The sequence below is a fragment of the Marinobacter piscis genome, assembly GCF_007671655.1.
GTDB lineage: Bacteria > Pseudomonadota > Gammaproteobacteria > Pseudomonadales > Oleiphilaceae > Marinobacter > Marinobacter piscensis.
The window spans coordinates 422,526-438,469 of sequence record NZ_VCGX01000002.1 but is presented as its reverse complement, the minus strand read 5'-3'; the positions used below and the strand labels follow the sequence as shown (position 1 = coordinate 438,469).

Genomic DNA, 15,944 nt, shown 5'->3' with positions numbered 1-15,944 from the left:
CGCACATTCTGAATGTTTCAGGCCGGCGCGCCGGGCTTCCTGCCAGGCGCCGGACCCGGCAGCCCTCAGGGGCTGTTCCGGATATCAACGTAGAGTACCAGACTTTGCCCTGGTTGCAGATAACGTGCTGTATTGAGATCGTTCCAGCTTGCGATATCCCGCACATTTACAGCAAAGCGGTTCGCTATACGTGCAAGTGAGTCGCCTTTACGAACCTGATACCCGACTTTACGAACCATGGCTTTACCACGGCTGTTATCTGCGGAAGTGGCCGCAGGTTGGGCGGTTGCTGACCAGATGACCAGCTCCTTCCCGGGAATAAGCGGGTCGCCGGGCGCCATATTGTTCCAGGCTGCAACCTGGCGCACAGACACCCGGTGCTCGCGGGCGATATCCCAGAAGGTATCACCACGACGTACCCGGTAGCGCACTTTGGTGCCGTCCCGTTTTTTGCCCTGTTTGCGTTCAAGCCGCCTGGAAGCACTCAGGGCGTATGCATCAGATGCTTTTGACGCCGAGGGTATCAGCAGGCGCTGACCAACGCGGATCAGGTCACTGTTAAGGTTGTTGACCTGCTGCAGCACAGCCGGGGTGGTAGAGAACTTGCGGGAGATGGTACTCAGACTGTCGCCGGAACGGACCGCATAATTGCGCCAGGACACCCGTTCTTTTTGTGGAAGTTCAGCCAGAGCCGTGCGGAACTGTTCAGCATTTGGCCGTGGCACAAGCAAGCGGTGTGGGCCATCCGGGGCAGTTGCCCAGCGGTTATAGGAGGGGTTGAGCAGGTAAATTTCATCGATATCAACGCCCGCCAGTTCGGCAGCCTGTGCCAGGTCGAGCTGCCCTCCGGTTTCTACAATTTCAAAGTAAGGCTCGTCTGTCAGGCTCGGGAGTTCAACGCCGTAAGCTTCAGGGTCATCGAATATCTTCGCCAGAGCGATCAGTTTAGGAACGTAATGCCGGGTTTCCTTTGGCAGCTGCAACGACCAGAAATCCTGGGGTTTGTTGCTTTGCCGGTTTCGGCGCATGGCCTTGGAGACTGTGCCACCGCCGGCATTGTAGGCCGCAAGGGCCAGTGTATAGTCGCCGTCAAAACGCTGTGTGAGCCGGTCGAGATACGTCAGTGCCGCATCTGTGGCAGCAATAACATCGCGACGCTCATCATGCCACCAGCTTTGGGTAAGGCCAAAGTATTTGCCGGTAGAGGGGATGAACTGCCAAAGTCCGGCGGCCTGGCCGTGGGAGTAGGCGAAAGGGTCAAAGGCACTTTCTACAATGGGCAACAGGGCAAACTCTGCAGGCAAGCCACGATTTTCGGTTTCGTTAACAATATAGTGCAGGTAGCGGCCCCCACGCTCAACAACCCGGTTGATATAGTTCGGGTGCTTTGAATACCGGTTTACCAGACTGCTGACCCTGGGGTTGTCAATCGTATGGTCAAGGGCGAAGCCGGCCCGCAGGCGGTCCCATAAATCCCTTGGCTGCTCGCTTTCTTCGGCTGCATCATCCTTTGGGGTGTCCAGTTTCTCCCGGGCTTCTCTGGCGGCGGCCTTGAGCTCTGGCGATATGGATTCGTCGAGGGGCTGGTCACGCACAGCCTCGAGGTTATCGTCACCAACGGCGACGGTTACCCTGTCAGATTCAAGAGGGTTTGCAGTTTTTGTTTCAGTGGCCGGAAACAATGAGGTGCAGCCACCTGCCAGTAAACTGAAGAAGAACAGCAGGGGCAGTCTTTCAACCGACATAGGCACGTCCGGGTGGTGGCCGGGTCTGATCTTGAAAACCCGGCGTATTTAACAGGTTACGCGAATAAAGTTGGGCAATTCTATGGGAGTCGCTTTCTTCTGGTCAATATGCCTCTGGTTACGACAGTGACAGGAAACGCTTACCCATCAGAAATTGTCTTTGCCATGGCGTATAGCCGCAAATATGGCGCTGTCTGAATCTGCTGGCAGGCCATGTTTTGCGCAGTAGGCTTTTGCAACACTCACAACCGCCGGATCGTCCCAGCGCAGAAAAGGGTTGAGCTGTTTTTCATCTTCAAGGACGGATGGCACGGTTGGCTCACCGGCGTCCCGTTTTTCCTGACACTTGCGCTCAAAGGCTTCAAGGTCCGGGTCATCAGGAAGCCAGCTGCGGGCGAATTTCAGGTTTGCCAGCGTATATTCGTGGGCACAGTACACAGCCGTCTCGCCTGGCAAGTCCCGAAGGGATCTGAGTGACTCAAGCATCTGGGCGGGCGTGCCCTCAAACAGACGACCGCAGCCACACACAAAAAGCGTGTCGCCGCAAAACAGCACTGGCCGGCCATCAACATTCACATCGGAGTAAAACGCGATATGGTCAAGGGTATGACCCGGGACTCCCAGTACTTTAAACGTAATGTCCTCCCATACGACTTCATCCCCCGGGTGGACTTTATTGGTGCTCTCGGTAAAGGGAGACTCAGCCGGACCGGTTATCCGGCAGTCAGGAGTGTCCTGTACCAGGGTCTTTATACCGCCTACATGGTCAGGGTGGTGGTGGGTAACCAGAATGGTGTCGAGTGTCAGTCCGTTTGCATGCAGGTGTTCCTGAACCGGCTTCGCCTGGCCGGGATCCACAATCAAAGCTTTACCCGTGTCTGAATCTGCAAGACACCAGATGTAGTTATCATTGAAGGCCGGGATGGCAGAGATAGTAAGCATCAGATATCCCCGTGTATGCTTGGCATGTGTGGCTGGTATAATAGAACATAATGATCAGGGTCCCAACAACTCTCCCTTAGAGAGGCGCCACCAAAACCGTTGAACGTGGGAGTGGAAGCAGTGTGAAACAGGGTCAGGCCATTGATTACTCATCCCGGAACAAAAGTTTTGAGAACTGGTTCCAGACCCCGTTAGGGCGCCACCTCCTGGCAAACCAGCGCGCACATCTGGAGCGCAGTCTGGCGCATCTGACCGGGGCAAGGCAGCTTCAGGTGGGTGTGAGTCACCGGCTTCCTTTAACGAACAGCACAGACTTTACCCAGAAGATAATAAGCACACCTGAGCACTGTGCCGGCATACCGGACGGTGTGGTCGTTTGTGATGCTGACGAACTGCCTTTCCCCGGAGACTCCATGGATCTGGTGTTGCTTCACCATACGGCCGACTTTTCCCCTTACCCGCACCAGGTGCTGCGTGAGGCCGCCCGGGTTCTTCGGGGAGAGGGCACAATCGTACTTATAGGGTTTAACCCGCTGAGTACATGGGGTGTGCGCAAGGCAGTGTCGCAACGCAAAGCAGGTCCGTGGGGCGCGCGGTTTCTGTGGCGCCGGCGAATGGAAGACTGGCTGTACTTGCTGAACTTTAAAATTGAAGCCTCAGGTACGCACTTTTTCCGGTTACCTGTTCAGCGTGTCGGTGGCCGCTCGTCTGGCGGGCTTTGCGAGAAATTATCAGGCTATGGGGTTCTCCCTGTGGGCGCATATTACTGTATCCTAGCGAAAAAACGCGTATGTGCCCGAATCCCGCAAAGGACCGTCTGGCGCAGAAACAAGGTGATTGGATTGGTTCACACACGGGAGTATGAATGTCCGGAAAGGTAATTGTTTATACCGATGGGGCCTGCAAAGGCAATCCCGGTCGTGGCGGCTGGGGTGTGGTTTTGCGTTACGGTGAGGCCGTGAAGACCATGCACGGTGGTGAGCGCCACACTACAAATAACAGGATGGAATTACTGGCCGCTATTAAAGGGTTAAAGGCCCTGAAACGCAGCTGTGAGGTGGAGTTGTATACTGACTCCCAGTATGTACGCAAAGGTATTACAGAGTGGATGGCAGGCTGGAAGCGCAATGGCTGGAAAACCTCTGCAAAAAAGCCGGTCAAAAATGAAGACCTGTGGCGTGAGCTGGACTCGGAAACAGCCAGGCACACCGTAAACTGGCACTGGGTCAAAGGCCATGCGGGCATTCCGGATAATGAGTTGGCAGACGAGCTTGCAAACAAGGGCGTTGCCGAAATGACAGAAAGCTGAGTGCAGATCGGAATCGGATCAGTGTGGAGAATATGAGACAAGTTGTACTGGATACGGAAACAACAGGTATAGACCCGGCAGAAGGGCACCGGATTATCGAGATAGGTTGTGTGGAAATGGTGGAGCGCCGGCTGACCGGGCGAAACTACCATGTCTATATTAATCCTGAGCGGGAAGTTGAAGCAGAGGCTATCACTATCCACGGGATTACCAACGAGTTCCTTGCAGACAAACCAAAGTTTGCGGATGTTGCTGACGAGTTCTTTGAGTTCATAAAAGGTGCTGAGCTTGTCATCCATAATGCTGCCTTTGATATAGGCTTTATGGATTCGGAGTTCGGTCGGCTGAAACCGGTTCGCAAAACCGAGGATTACTGCGGTGTGGTCGACTCACTGGCAGTCGCCAGGGCGAGACACCCCGGCCAGAAAAATAACCTGGACGCCCTGTGCAAGCGTTACGGGGTGGACAACAGCAACCGGGAACTTCATGGCGCGCTGTTGGACGCGGAGATTCTGGCAGAAGTATACCTTCTGCTTACCGGCGGCCAGACGGCTCTGTCTCTGGACGCTGGCTCGGACAATGAAGGCCTTAACGGTGGTCTCCGCAGGTTGAGCGCAGATCGGCCAGCGTTACCGGTCATTTCCGCTACGAAAGCAGAGCACGAAGCCCATCAGAGCTTTATGTCAGCGCTGGAAAAGCAGGCGGGAACAACCGTCTGGAGTAAGCTGGAGGAAAGCGTGTAAGTGTAACTGTGCTTTAACCAACTGTTACACTACGGGTTTGCCGGGGCTCCGGAGTTCTATGGTATAAGGAACGCTGGCCAACCCTGCCTCACCAGGAAGGTGGGAGGTTACCGCAATTTGACAGGAAAAGTTTATGGTTCAGTCGTCTCTGGCCACAAAGTCGCAATCGTTTGACCTTGTAAAAAGTGAAATTGAGCAGACGATTAAGCAGGCAGAAACCAGTCTGGAGCGATTTCAGGAAGATCGGGAAAGCGGGCAGGATTTACAAAACTGTCTCGATTTCCTGAACCAGCTCCGCGGAATTTTTACGCTTGTAGAGCTGCGTGGCGGCACATTGTTATGCCAGGAAGCGGTTGCTATCGCTAACGATGTACCGGTTGGTGCGAGTGATGACAAAGACATTCTTCTGATTAAACTGAACAATGCGCTGTTCATTCTGCAACGCTATGTCGAGTATCACCAGCAGCAGCGTGCAGACCATCCCGAACTGCTGCTGCCGCTCATTAACGAGCTGCGCGAAGCACGTGGGGAAAGGCCTTATCCTGAATCCTGCTTCTTTGATCTGGATATAAAACAGCAGCCTGACTTTTGCGCCGGCTTGCCGGAGTCTGACGCTGTGCGCACGAACAGTGACTACGATACAACCAGCCGGCGCATGCGCCTGACGATGCAGGTAGCATTACTGGGCATGCTGCGCGACCGTGACCCGGTGATCAGCCTGAAGCTCATTGGCCGCGCAGCCAGAGGCTTTGCCCGCTTGTGTGAAGGCGCTCCTCTGGGGCAAATGTGGTGTCTGGTTGCAGTTACCGCCAACACCATGCTCGATCGGTCGATGGCTATCACCAGGGCTCGAAAGCGCATGTTCATGCGCGTTGAGAAGTATGCCCGGGAAATGGTCTACGTGGGCAGGGTGGCAACCACCAAGAACGCCCCGGACTCCCTGGTTCGCGACCTTGTTTACCTGTTGTACTTCAGTGGGTCCACTGACTCTGATGTTACCCGGATACTCTCAACTTACCAGCTAGCCCCGGCCGAATTCACCGACGATGTGATGGAAGCGCATGCGCAGCGTCTGTATGGGCCAGGTACAGATGTGCTGACTTCCTTGTCAGAGGCATTGCAGGATGAACTGAACCAACTTAAAGACAAGCTTGATATTATCGAGCGAGGTATTGAGCCGGATCTGGCCGAGTTCGCTGCCATAGCTGATTCCCTCGAACGCCTCGGAAAAACACTGATCATGCTGGATTTGAATCGCCTGGCTGCCAGTGCGCAGGAAGAGGCAGGACGGCTACGGCAGTGGGAGGCTGAGTCGCGCTTGCCAGACAGCGACGAGATTTCGCAGCTTGCTGACTCCCTGCTCGGGATCGAAGATGCTGCTATGCAGCTGGTCAGTCGTGGCATTACAGCTGAAACCGATACGCTGGCGGCAACCGGGCAGGCACCCCGGGAATCTGTGTATCTGCAGGAGGCTTTATATGTAGTGGCTGAAGAGGCTCGTAATGCGCTTGTACTTGCCAAACGTGCCATCACGGCCTTTGTAGAGTCCGGTTACGATAAACTCAACCTGGCAAACCTGCCCACAACGCTGCACAGCATATGGGGAGGGTTGCAAATGGTGAATCATTCGGGGGCGGCCAGCATACTGGAACGGGTTGCCAGCTCTATACAGGACCGTCTGCTGGATGCCGGAGGCGACCCTGAACCCCAGGTCCTTGAGGCGGTTGCAGATGCGCTGACCTCTCTTGAATACTATATCGAGAATATTGGTAAACGTGATGAAGACAGTGGGGACCTGCTCAGGCTGGCGCAGGCGTCACTGGACGATATTGGGCTGTAATCAGACCTGAAAGATCCGGGCTGAAAATAAAAAACCGCGCCAAATGATTCATGGGCGCGGTTTTTTTGAGCTCATTAAATGGGGGGGACACTCAGCCCATATTGAACAGCTCACCCAGCTTGGTTGCCAGCATCATGTCGCCTTCAGCGCGCAGCTGCCCGGCCATGAAAGCCTGCATACCGTCGGTTTCGCCAGAAACGATACCCTGCAAGGTTTCAGAGTTCATAATCAGCGTTACGGAAGGATCGTCGTGAGGGCCTTCATGCAGTTTGCATGTGCCGTCGTTGATAACCAGGTGATAGGTTTTGTCGTCTTCTATATCAAACTGAAAGACCAGATCCAGGCCCTGAGCTGCGTCTGCGTTGAAATTCTGTTCGAGTTTTTCAAAGATTTGATCTACAGACATTATTTTACCCTTTTAAAAGATTGTCTTGTCTTGATTACGGCGTTACATGCCTGGCTATGCAAGCTCAGGCGGCAGCCGGGTGGAGCCGACTTCAAGCTCCGACTTTATGGTGAGATGTGTAGGCTGTCAAGGTCGATCGAACGCTTGTTTTAATTTTTTGCTCTGCTTATCACAAGAGTTTCGGTAAGTTACACTCTCGTGCTTGCAAAACTGGCTGGAGAAGCGAATTGGAGTTCCTGACTGAGTACGGTTTATTTTTGGCCAAAGTGATCACTTTTGTGGTTGCTGCAGTGGTCGTTATTTCTATGGTTGTTTCTGCAACCCAGAAAGAAAAAGGGGAGGCTGAAGACGATGGTGAACTGCAGGTTCGTAAACTGAATGAAACCTATCGGAAGCTGAAAGAATCCATTCAGTCACGCCTCATGTCGGATCAGGAGCGCAAAGCCTGGAGCAAGGTTAAAAAGAAGAAAGACAAGCTCAAGAAAAAAGCTGGCAAAGCAAAGAAGGCAGAAGGCGAGGGCGCCGGGGCCAGTCCTGCCCGGATCTATGTTCTGGATTTTGATGGCGACATAAAAGCAAGCGATACTGAGCCTTTGCGGCGGGCTGTTTCCGCGGTATTGAGTGTCGCAGAACCCGGGAAGGATGAAGTGGTTATTCGTCTGGAAAGTGGTGGCGGGCTGGTGCATTCCTACGGCCTGGCTGCTGCGCAACTGGATCGCATACGTAATAAAGGCATTCACCTGACCGCTTGTGTCGATAAAGTGGCGGCCAGTGGTGGTTACATGATGGCCTGCGTTGCAGATCGCATTGTTGCGTCTCCTTTTGCAATCCTGGGCTCCATCGGCGTGGTAGCACAACTGCCCAACTTCCATCGTCTGCTGAAGAAGAACAGTGTGGACTTTGAAGTGCTGACCGCGGGCGAGCACAAGCGCACCATGACAGTTTTTGGGGAAAATACAGATAAAGGTCGCCAGAAGTTCCTCGAAGATCTGGATGATACTCACAACCTGTTCAAGGACTATGTCAGTGAGCGTCGCCCGAACGTTGATATAAACGCAGTCGCCACCGGCGATATCTGGTTTGGGCAGCGGGCTCTGGAGGTGAACCTGATTGACGAGATTAAAACGTCGGATGAATACCTCATAGAGGCCTGTGATAAAGCAGATGTGGTGTCTGTAACCTTCCAGCGCAAGAAGAAACTGCCGGAGAAGCTGGGGCTGGCAACCAGTTCTGCGCTCGAGCACACTGTATGGAAAGTGCTGAGTGCTTTTCGTAACCAGAAAATCCAATAGTCGATAATAAAAGGGGAAAAGGCCATGAACAATACTCAATTCAAAGCCTGGCGGGTGGAAGAAGTTGATGGGGGATATGAAGGCTCCGAACAAACGCTGGCCATCAGCGATCTTCCGTCGGGTGACGTGCTGATCAGGGTCAGTCATTCCTCTCTTAACTATAAAGACGCAATGTCCGCTTCGGGGAACAAGGGGGTGAGCCGTTCCTTTCCCCACACGCCCGGCATTGACGCGGCAGGTGAAGTGGTTGAGTCGGCCACCGGAGATCCGGCCATAGGCACTCAGGTATTAGTCACGGGCTATGATCTGGGTATGAATACAGATGGTGGTTTCGGCGAATACATTCGTGTTCCATCCGACTGGTGCATCCCTATGCCCGCTGGCTGGAGCGCAGAGACATCCATGATCTACGGTACTGCAGGTCTTACTGCCGGACTGTGTGTACAGAAACTCCTGGCTATGGGTGCACAGCCGGAGCAGGGCCGTGTTGCCGTTTCCGGCGCCTCCGGAGCGGTTGGCAGTGTTGCTGTGGAACTGTTGGCAAATCTCGGATTTGAGGTGGTAGCGATCAGTGGTAAAGCAGACCAGGCTGAACACCTCAAAGCCCTGGGCGCTGCAGATGTGGTGGGGCGTGATGCACTGGATCATGATAAAAAGCCGGTGCTGAAGCCGGCTTTCGCCAATGCCGTGGATACGGTTGGTGGCTCGCCTCTGGCTGAGCTATTAAAGCAGATTCAACCCGGCGGTTCCGTGTCGTGCTGCGGCCTGGCTGCCGGGCCGAAGCTGGATACCACTGTCTTGCCTTTCATTCTGCGCGGTATAAATCTGCTGGGTGTGGATTCGGTAGAGATTCCGCGGAACGAGAAAGAAGCCGTCTGGAAAAAGCTTGCCGGGGACTGGAAATGCCCGAAAACCGAAGCTTCGGTTAAAAAGATCGGCCGGGCAGATCTCGACAGTGCGCTCAAGGCCTTCCTGAAAGGTGAGTCCGCAGGAAAAATTGTTCTGGACCACGCCATCTGATAAAGTCGCGTCCGGAGACCTGCCACCGCAGGTCTCCTAAGACGCCCGTCGGCGGAACAGTGGCACGTCCGTGTCCGTAGCCGCCTGATACCCCTGACTGAAAAAGTTCAGGGATCTTGCCGCCTTACCAATATCCTTATCCGGGCGCAGTTCATAAGAGTCAAACCCACAGCGCTTCATGAACTGCAGCTGGTCCAGCAAAACGTCGCCAATAGCCCTCAGCTCCTTCCTGTAACCAAAACGCTCCCGTAACAAACGGGCTATGCTATATCCCCGGCCATCACTGAACCTGGGGAAGTTAACCGCAATCAGAGGCAGATCATTGGCGTACTGCGCCAACATTCCGGGTTCATCATGGCTGTCGAGCCACACCCCCACGTTGGCTTTACCCGCAAAGGTTTCTTTATCCGCAACCCAGAGGTCGGCCGGGATCAGTGTGTGCTGGTCTGTGGGCAGGCTCAGTGATTCGCCGTTTTCCGGCCGGGCCTGTATTACCCATGGGTTCTTTCGGATGTTGCCATCACGGTCGATAATGTCAGGCATAAACCCGCTCCTTGAAAGGCTGGATTCCAATACGGCGATAGGTGTCGACGAAAGATTCCTCTTCCGTGCGCGTATTGACGTACACATCAACAATTTTTGAGATCACATCAGGCATTTCAGCCCCGGCAAACGATGGTCCAAGAATCTTGCCGATTGAAGCATCATGCTGGGATGAGCCACCAAGGCTCACCTGATAGAATTCCTGGCCTTTCTTGTCTACCCCCAGAACCCCGATGCTGCCAACATGGTGATGTCCACAGGCGTTCATGCAACCGGATATGTTCAGGTTGATATTGCCCAGATCATAAAGAAAGTCGAGGTCGTCAAAACGTTGCTGGATAGCGTCTGCGATCGGGATCGACTTGGCATTGGCAAGGGCGCAGAAGTCCCCGCCGGGGCAGCAGATAATGTCTGTAAGCGTATTCAGGTTGGCTGTACCAAAGCCCATCGGGCCGAGTTGTTGCCACAGTTCCAGCAGGCGGTCCTGACGCACATCTGCCAGCACGACGTTTTGGTGGTGTGTTACCCGGGCTTCCCCGAAACTGTATTCATCGGCCAGGTCGGCAATCTGTTCCAGTTGCTGGTCGGTTACATCACCTGGCGGAGTTCCGGTCTTTTTCAGGGTCAGTGAGACTATGGCGTACCCGGGTTTTTTGTGAACATCAACATTGTGCTTCAGCCACAGGTCGAAATCCCGTTGCTCAAACCGCTGCCGGGCCAGAAGCTCCGTTGCATTATCCAGGTCCGCATAATCGGGCTCGGTGAAGTGCGCCTGAATACGCGCTATGGCTTCCGGTGTCAGTCGGCTCGGAGAATCTTTAATGTGTGCCCACTCTGCTTCAACTTTTTCCGCAAACCCTTCCGGGGTCAGTGCTTTGACCAGAATCTTTATCCGGGCTTTGAACTTGTTGTCACGGCGGCCGTAGCGATTATAGGTTCTCAGGATTGCTTCCAGATAAGTCAGCAGGTCCAGTTCCGGCAGGAACTCGCGGATGACCGGGGCCACCATGGGTGTGCGCCCGAGCCCGCCGCCCACGTGTACACGAAAACCCAGTTCGCCGGCCTGGTTACGTACAATCTGCAGGCCTATATCGTGTACACGGATGGCGGCCCTGTCTGTTTTTTCAGAGGCATTTACGGCCACTTTGAACTTTCTCGGAAGGTAAGCAAATTCCGGGTGAAAAGTGGACCATTGGCGGATGATCTCACAGTAAGGCCGGGGATCCGTCACTTCGTCTGCCTGCACGCCGGCAAACTGGTCTGTTGTTGTGTTCCGGATGCAGTTGCCGCTGGTCTGGTTCGCGTGCATTTCCACTTCCGCAAGCTCGGCCAGAATGTCCGGCACGCTCTCAAGAGCAGGCCAGTTGAGCTGCACATTCTGACGGGTTGTGAAATGCGCGTAGCTCTTGTCGTAATCCCGGGTGATCCGGGCCAGGCGTCTTAACTGGGCAGACCGGAGCATGCCGTAGGGAATACAGATGCGAAGCATGGGTGCGTGGCGCTGAATATAAAGTCCGTTCTGGAGACGCAGGGGCAGAAACTCGTCTTCTGTCAGCTCTCCGTCCAGTGCGCGTCTGGTCTGGTCCCGGAATTGTGCAACCCGCTCGACGGCCATTTGCCGGTCGTGCCTGTCGTATACGTACATAAGCAGATCCTGGATAGTGTCGTTCTGATACCAGCTCCGGGTAACGGAGCCTTATAGCTAAAAGTAAGGCTATCAGTAACCTGTTATTCCGTTTAACGATTAATTTGAAATAGGCTTATCGATTCAGGCGATAACGGGGCGGCCCGGAATGGACGAATAGAAAATGTCTGCTTAACTGAAAGAAGATATAAGGGTGGGGTGGCCTGATGTCAGGTACCGGAAACGATAAAGGAGCGGGCAATGAAGAAAAAAATGGAGTCCTCCGATAGCCGTGCCGATGCGATTGCGGCTGTGGCCGTTATTGCGCTTGTTGTTATTTTTGCAGTGATCTGGGTCTCTGGCCAGTAAACCTACTGGCCAGAGAGTACGGCTTGCACAATCAGAAGGAGGGTGCCCACAAAAAGGGCAGTAAACAGCAGACCGCCCACTATATACGGCCAGGGGCTATGGCTGCCGAAGTCTTCTTCCCGGCGCTTACTGGACTGAACTCCGAGCGCCCCGGCGGCTATGCCTTGCATGACTTTCAGTAAGCCAGGGCTTCCGGGCTTTCCATTTTTATTGTTTTCGGGTGTTTTCGCCATAATACCCCTCTCTTCAATGCATGCGTGGGGCCTTTACTCCGCCGGATCATAGGCAAGGCTTGGGGCCAGCCACCGTTCAGCTTCCGCTTTCGTCAGGCCTTTGCGTTCAGCATAGTCTTCCACCTGGTCTACGCCAATTTTACCCACAGAGAAAAACTTGGACTCTGGGTGTGCAAAGTACCAGCCGGAAACGGCGGCGGTCGGAAACATGGCGTAGTGCTCGGTCAGCTCAATGCCGGTTTTTTCTGTGGCATCCAGAAGCTCAAAGAGAGTCGATTTCTCAGTATGGTCCGGGCAGGCAGGGTAGCCAGGTGCGGGGCGAATACCGCGATAACGTTCTTTGATAAGGTCCTCGTTTTCCAGCTGTTCGCCTGCGTCATAACTCCAGAACTCCTTACGCACCCGCTCATGCATGTGCTCGGCAAAGGCTTCTGCAAGACGGTCGGCCAGCGCCTTCACCATAATGGCGTTATAGTCGTCGTTGGCATTTTTATATTCCATCGACATTTCTTCTGCACCAATACCCGTGGTTACGGCAAAGCCGCCCACATAGTCACAGTGCTCAGAACCTTCTTCTGCCACAAAATCGGACAGTGCCATCATCGCCTTGCCAGGGGCTTTATCATCCTGCTGACGCAAATGGTGCAGCGTGGTGAGCTCTTCTGTGCGGGACTCGTCTGTGTACACCACAATATCATCACCCCGACGATGGGCCGGCCAGAAACCGATGATACCTGAGGCAGTTACGCGCTTTTCATCAACCATTTTCTTCAGAATAATCTGGGCGTCATCGAACAGGTTGCGGGCTGCTTCCCCGCGCTTGGGGTCGTCGAAAACCTGCGGGTATTTTCCGGCAATGTCCCAGGAAATAAAGAAGGGCGTCCAGTCTATATAGGGCACTAATTCGTTCAGGTCGTATTCTTTGAAAACACGGGTGCCGGTGAATGCCGGTTTGGGTGGAACATAGTCTTCAAAGCTGATTTCCGGTGCCCGTGCACGGGCCTCGGCAAGGCTGACCAGTTTGGTGCGGTCACCACGCTTTTTACGACGTTCGCGGATTTGGTCGTACTCAGTCCGGGCGGCTTCTACCAGTCCGGATTTTGCGGTTTTGCTCAAAAGCTGAGAGGCAACGTTAACGCAGCGCGACGCATCAGAGACATAAAGCGCAATGTCGTTTTTATAGTGAGGTTCAATTTTAACCGCCGTATGGGCTTTGGAGGTGGTCGCACCACCAATCATCAGCGGCAGCTGGAAATCCAGGCGCTGCATTTCCCGGGCTACATGGACCATTTCGTCCAGCGACGGTGTAATCAGTCCACTGAGGCCGATAATATCCACGTTATGCTCTTTGGCGGCCGCAAGAATCTTGTCGCTGGGCACCATTACGCCAAGATCAATCACGTCATAGTTATTGCACTGCAGTACAACACCGACGATGTTCTTGCCGATATCGTGGACATCGCCCTTCACGGTGGCCATAAGGATTTTGCCCTTGGCCTGCTGATCCTCGGACTTTTCCGCCTCAATGTAGGGGATAAGGTGTGCCACAGCCTGCTTCATGACCCGGGCACTTTTAACCACCTGGGGCAGGAACATTTTACCGTCGCCAAACAGGTCGCCAACCACGTTCATGCCGTCCATAAGAGGGCCTTCAATCACATGGATAGGGCGTTCAGCCTGTTGCCGGCACTCCTCGGTGTCTTCGATGATATAGGTGGTAATGCCTTTGACCAGAGAGTGCTCAAGCCGTTTGATAACCGGCCACTCCCGCCAGGCCAGGTCTTCTTCCTGGGTCTTCCCGCCTTTACCTTTGTAGCGCTCGGCTATTTCCAGCAGGCGGTCGGTGGAATCCTCACGACGGTTGAGCACCACGTCTTCAACCAGCTCTTTCAGTTCCGGGTCTATCTCATCATAAATCACCAATTGACCGGGATTTACGATACCCATGTTCATACCTGCCTTAATGGCGTGGTAAAGAAAGACTGAGTGAATGGCTTCACGTACAACATCGTTGCCCCGGAAGGAAAAAGACACGTTGCTTACGCCGCCGGATATTGACGCGTGGGGGAGGTTTTCCCGGATCCAGCGGGCAGCGTTGATGAAGTCAACCGCGTAGTTGTTGTGCTCTTCAATACCCGTGGCAATGGCAAACACGTTCGGGTCGAAGATAATGTCGCCAGGGTTGAAACCAATGCTGAGCAGGATGTCATAGGAGCGTTTACAGATCTCGGTTTTACGCTCAAAGGTGTCAGCCTGACCCTGCTCATCAAACGCCATAACGACAACCGCGGCGCCGTAACGCATGCAGTCCCGGGCTTGCTTGATAAACGCTTCCTCGCCTTCTTTCAGGGAGATGGAGTTCACCACCGCTTTGCCCTGGATGCAGCGCAGGCCTGCCTCAATCACTTCCCACTTCGAGGAGTCGAGCATGATGGGCACACGGGAGATATCCGGCTCTGAGGCGACCAGGTTCAGAAAGGTAACCATCACCTCCCTGGAATCCAGCATGCCCTCATCCATATTGATATCGATAATCTGGGCGCCGTTTTCCACCTGGTCCCGCGCCACGCTCAGGGCTTCCTCGTACTGTTCTTCTTTGATCAGACGCAGAAAGCGTTTGGAGCCGGTTACGTTGGTGCGCTCACCGACGTTGATAAACAGGCTGTTTTCATCCGCTGTGAACGCTTCCAGGCCGGACAGTCGCAGTGCTTCCGGGCGCTCGGGTATTTTCCGTGGCGGGTACTTGGACACAGCTTTGGCAACTGCTTCAATGTGATCCGGACGGGACCCGCAGCAGCCGCCGATAATGTTGAGAAAGCCGTCCCGGGCAAAGCCTTCAATAACCTCTGCCATTTCTTCCGGCGTCTGGTCGTACTCACCAAACTCGTTGGGTAGCCCGGCGTTCGGGTGTGCGCTGACGTAGGTGTTGGCCTTGCTTGCCAGTTCTTCTACATACGGGCGCAGGGCATCTGCACCCAGAGCGCAGTTCAGGCCCACGGAAATCGGGCGGGAGTGGGCAACAGAGTTCCAGAACGCTTCCGTTGTCTGGCCCGACAGGGTGCGACCGGAGGCGTCTGTAATGGTGCCGGAGATCATCAGAGGCAGCTCTGTACCACTGTCTTCGAAATACTGTTGTACTGCGTAGATTGCCGCTTTTGCGTTAAGAGTGTCGAAAATGGTTTCGATGAGGATAATGTCGCAACCACCTTCAGTCAGACCGGCAACGGCTTCGTAATAATTATCGACCAGCGCCTGAAAATCGACGTTACGATAACCCGGATTGTTTACATCGGGTGAGAGGGACGCTGTGCGGGAGGTCGGTCCCACCGCACCGGCCACAAACCGGGGCTTTTCCGGGTTCTTTGCTGTAAACTCATCGGCCACCTGCCGCGCCAGTTGTGCGGCAGCGACGTTCAGCTCTTTGGCGATATCTTCCAGTCCGTAGTCGGCCTGGGACAAACGTGTTGAGTTAAAGGTGTTGGTTTCGATGATGTCTGCACCGGCATCCAGATACTCCGCGTGAATATTGCGCAGAAGGGCCGGTTGGGTAAGGTTCAGCAGGTCGTTGTTGCCCTGAACTTCCCGTTCGTAGTCGGCAAACCGATCGCCCCGGAACGCTTGCTCATCCAGCTTCTGGTTCTGGATCATGGTTCCCATACCGCCATCAAGAATCACAATGCGATCTTGCAGAGCTTTGTGAAGTTGTTCCAGGCGAGTGTTGCGATCAGTCATAGTCAGTATTCCGGATGTCTATTTTAACGGCGTGTTTGTTTAACTTGTGCGGGATAATAGCAAAAATGCCCGGGCGCGTCGTAACTGCGACAGAAATTCCCTTAACTTACATCAAGTACGGTTCGCGCCCGAGTGTAGGGGAAACT

The 15,944-nt window shown here is 54.2% G+C and carries 13 protein-coding genes; 6 read left to right on the top strand and 7 right to left on the bottom strand.

All coding sequences use genetic code 11. The features are described from left to right. Positions 1 to 65 precede the first annotated feature (65 nt). Both FFI95_RS07780 and gloB read right to left on the bottom strand, forming a co-directional pair. Positions 66 to 1,745, bottom strand: a complete 1,680-nt coding sequence (locus FFI95_RS07780; RefSeq protein WP_144821858.1) for a lytic transglycosylase — start codon at positions 1,743 to 1,745, stop codon at positions 66 to 68. 147 nt (positions 1,746 to 1,892) lie between these two features. Next, on the bottom strand, positions 1,893 to 2,687 hold the full coding sequence (gene gloB / locus FFI95_RS07775; RefSeq protein WP_144821857.1) for a hydroxyacylglutathione hydrolase: 795 nt from the start codon (positions 2,685 to 2,687) through the stop codon (positions 1,893 to 1,895). Positions 2,688 to 2,809: 122 nt separating this feature from the next. Here gloB and FFI95_RS07770 point away from each other — a divergent pair, with 122 nt between their 5' ends. The 4 genes from FFI95_RS07770 to FFI95_RS07755 all read left to right on the top strand — a co-directional run bounded on the left by FFI95_RS07770 (position 2,810) and on the right by FFI95_RS07755 (position 6,579). Beyond that, entirely contained in the window at positions 2,810 to 3,568 is a 759-nt protein-coding gene (locus tag FFI95_RS07770) for a class I SAM-dependent methyltransferase (protein ID WP_144821856.1), read from the top strand. Then, complete coding sequence (rnhA, locus tag FFI95_RS07765; protein ID WP_144821855.1) at positions 3,553 to 3,996, top strand: ribonuclease HI; 444 nt, start codon at positions 3,553 to 3,555, stop codon at positions 3,994 to 3,996. The genes FFI95_RS07770 and rnhA overlap by 16 nt, the downstream gene beginning before the upstream one ends. Before the next feature lie 32 nt (positions 3,997 to 4,028). Then, positions 4,029 to 4,739: a DNA polymerase III subunit epsilon gene (gene dnaQ, locus FFI95_RS07760; protein WP_144821854.1), complete on the top strand. Its 711-nt coding sequence runs from the start codon at positions 4,029 to 4,031 to the stop codon at positions 4,737 to 4,739. 133 nt (positions 4,740 to 4,872) lie between these two features. Next, on the top strand, positions 4,873 to 6,579 hold the full coding sequence (locus FFI95_RS07755) for a FimL-related protein (RefSeq protein WP_144821853.1): 1,707 nt from the start codon (positions 4,873 to 4,875) through the stop codon (positions 6,577 to 6,579). Positions 6,580 to 6,670: 91 nt separating this feature from the next. Here the strand turns inward: FFI95_RS07755 and FFI95_RS07750 are convergent, their stop codons facing one another. Next, positions 6,671 to 6,985, bottom strand: a complete 315-nt coding sequence (locus FFI95_RS07750) for an SCP2 sterol-binding domain-containing protein (protein ID WP_144821852.1) — start codon at positions 6,983 to 6,985, stop codon at positions 6,671 to 6,673. Positions 6,986 to 7,212: 227 nt separating this feature from the next. Between FFI95_RS07750 and sohB the strand changes: the two genes are divergently transcribed. Further along, positions 7,213 to 8,277 (top strand): protease SohB, encoded by a 1,065-nt coding sequence (gene sohB, locus FFI95_RS07745; RefSeq protein ID WP_144821851.1) that lies wholly within the window; start codon positions 7,213 to 7,215, stop codon positions 8,275 to 8,277. A gap of 24 nt (positions 8,278 to 8,301) precedes the next feature. Next, positions 8,302 to 9,297: a YhdH/YhfP family quinone oxidoreductase gene (locus tag FFI95_RS07740; protein WP_144821850.1), complete on the top strand. Its 996-nt coding sequence runs from the start codon at positions 8,302 to 8,304 to the stop codon at positions 9,295 to 9,297. 36 nt (positions 9,298 to 9,333) lie between these two features. Here FFI95_RS07740 and FFI95_RS07735 read toward each other — a convergent pair whose 3' ends face one another. From FFI95_RS07735 to metH, 4 genes are all read right to left on the bottom strand, one after another. Then, a complete protein-coding gene (locus FFI95_RS07735) occupies positions 9,334 to 9,840 on the bottom strand; it encodes a DUF934 domain-containing protein (RefSeq protein WP_144821849.1) in 507 nt (168 codons plus the stop codon). Continuing rightward, the gene (locus FFI95_RS07730; protein WP_144821848.1) at positions 9,833 to 11,485 is read right to left on the bottom strand and encodes a nitrite/sulfite reductase; all 1,653 of its coding nucleotides are present in this window, start codon (positions 11,483 to 11,485) and stop codon (positions 9,833 to 9,835) included. Before FFI95_RS07730 ends, FFI95_RS07735 begins: the two co-directional genes overlap by 8 nt. 350 nt (positions 11,486 to 11,835) lie before the next feature. Further along, entirely contained in the window at positions 11,836 to 12,066 is a 231-nt protein-coding gene (locus FFI95_RS07725) for a DUF2970 domain-containing protein (RefSeq protein ID WP_144821847.1), read from the bottom strand. A 33-nt stretch (positions 12,067 to 12,099) separates the two neighbouring features. Continuing rightward, on the bottom strand, positions 12,100 to 15,798 hold the full coding sequence (metH, locus tag FFI95_RS07720) for a methionine synthase (protein WP_144821846.1): 3,699 nt from the start codon (positions 15,796 to 15,798) through the stop codon (positions 12,100 to 12,102). Between the last annotated feature and the right edge of the window lie 146 nt (positions 15,799 to 15,944).

Coding starts and splice junctions, on each gene's coding strand:
- FFI95_RS07780 (WP_144821858.1), bottom strand. CDS start 1,745: ATGTCGGTTGAAAGACTGCCCCTGCTGTTCTTCTTCAGTTTACTGGCA.
- gloB (WP_144821857.1), bottom strand. CDS start 2,687: ATGCTTACTATCTCTGCCATCCCGGCCTTCAATGATAACTACATCTGG.
- rnhA (WP_144821855.1), top strand. CDS start 3,553: ATGTCCGGAAAGGTAATTGTTTATACCGATGGGGCCTGCAAAGGCAAT.
- dnaQ (WP_144821854.1), top strand. CDS start 4,029: ATGAGACAAGTTGTACTGGATACGGAAACAACAGGTATAGACCCGGCA.
- FFI95_RS07755 (WP_144821853.1), top strand. CDS start 4,873: ATGGTTCAGTCGTCTCTGGCCACAAAGTCGCAATCGTTTGACCTTGTA.
- FFI95_RS07750 (WP_144821852.1), bottom strand. CDS start 6,985: ATGTCTGTAGATCAAATCTTTGAAAAACTCGAACAGAATTTCAACGCA.
- FFI95_RS07740 (WP_144821850.1), top strand. CDS start 8,302: ATGAACAATACTCAATTCAAAGCCTGGCGGGTGGAAGAAGTTGATGGG.
- FFI95_RS07735 (WP_144821849.1), bottom strand. CDS start 9,840: ATGCCTGACATTATCGACCGTGATGGCAACATCCGAAAGAACCCATGG.
- FFI95_RS07730 (WP_144821848.1), bottom strand. CDS start 11,485: ATGTACGTATACGACAGGCACGACCGGCAAATGGCCGTCGAGCGGGTT.
- FFI95_RS07725 (WP_144821847.1), bottom strand. CDS start 12,066: ATGGCGAAAACACCCGAAAACAATAAAAATGGAAAGCCCGGAAGCCCT.
- metH (WP_144821846.1), bottom strand. CDS start 15,798: ATGACTGATCGCAACACTCGCCTGGAACAACTTCACAAAGCTCTGCAA.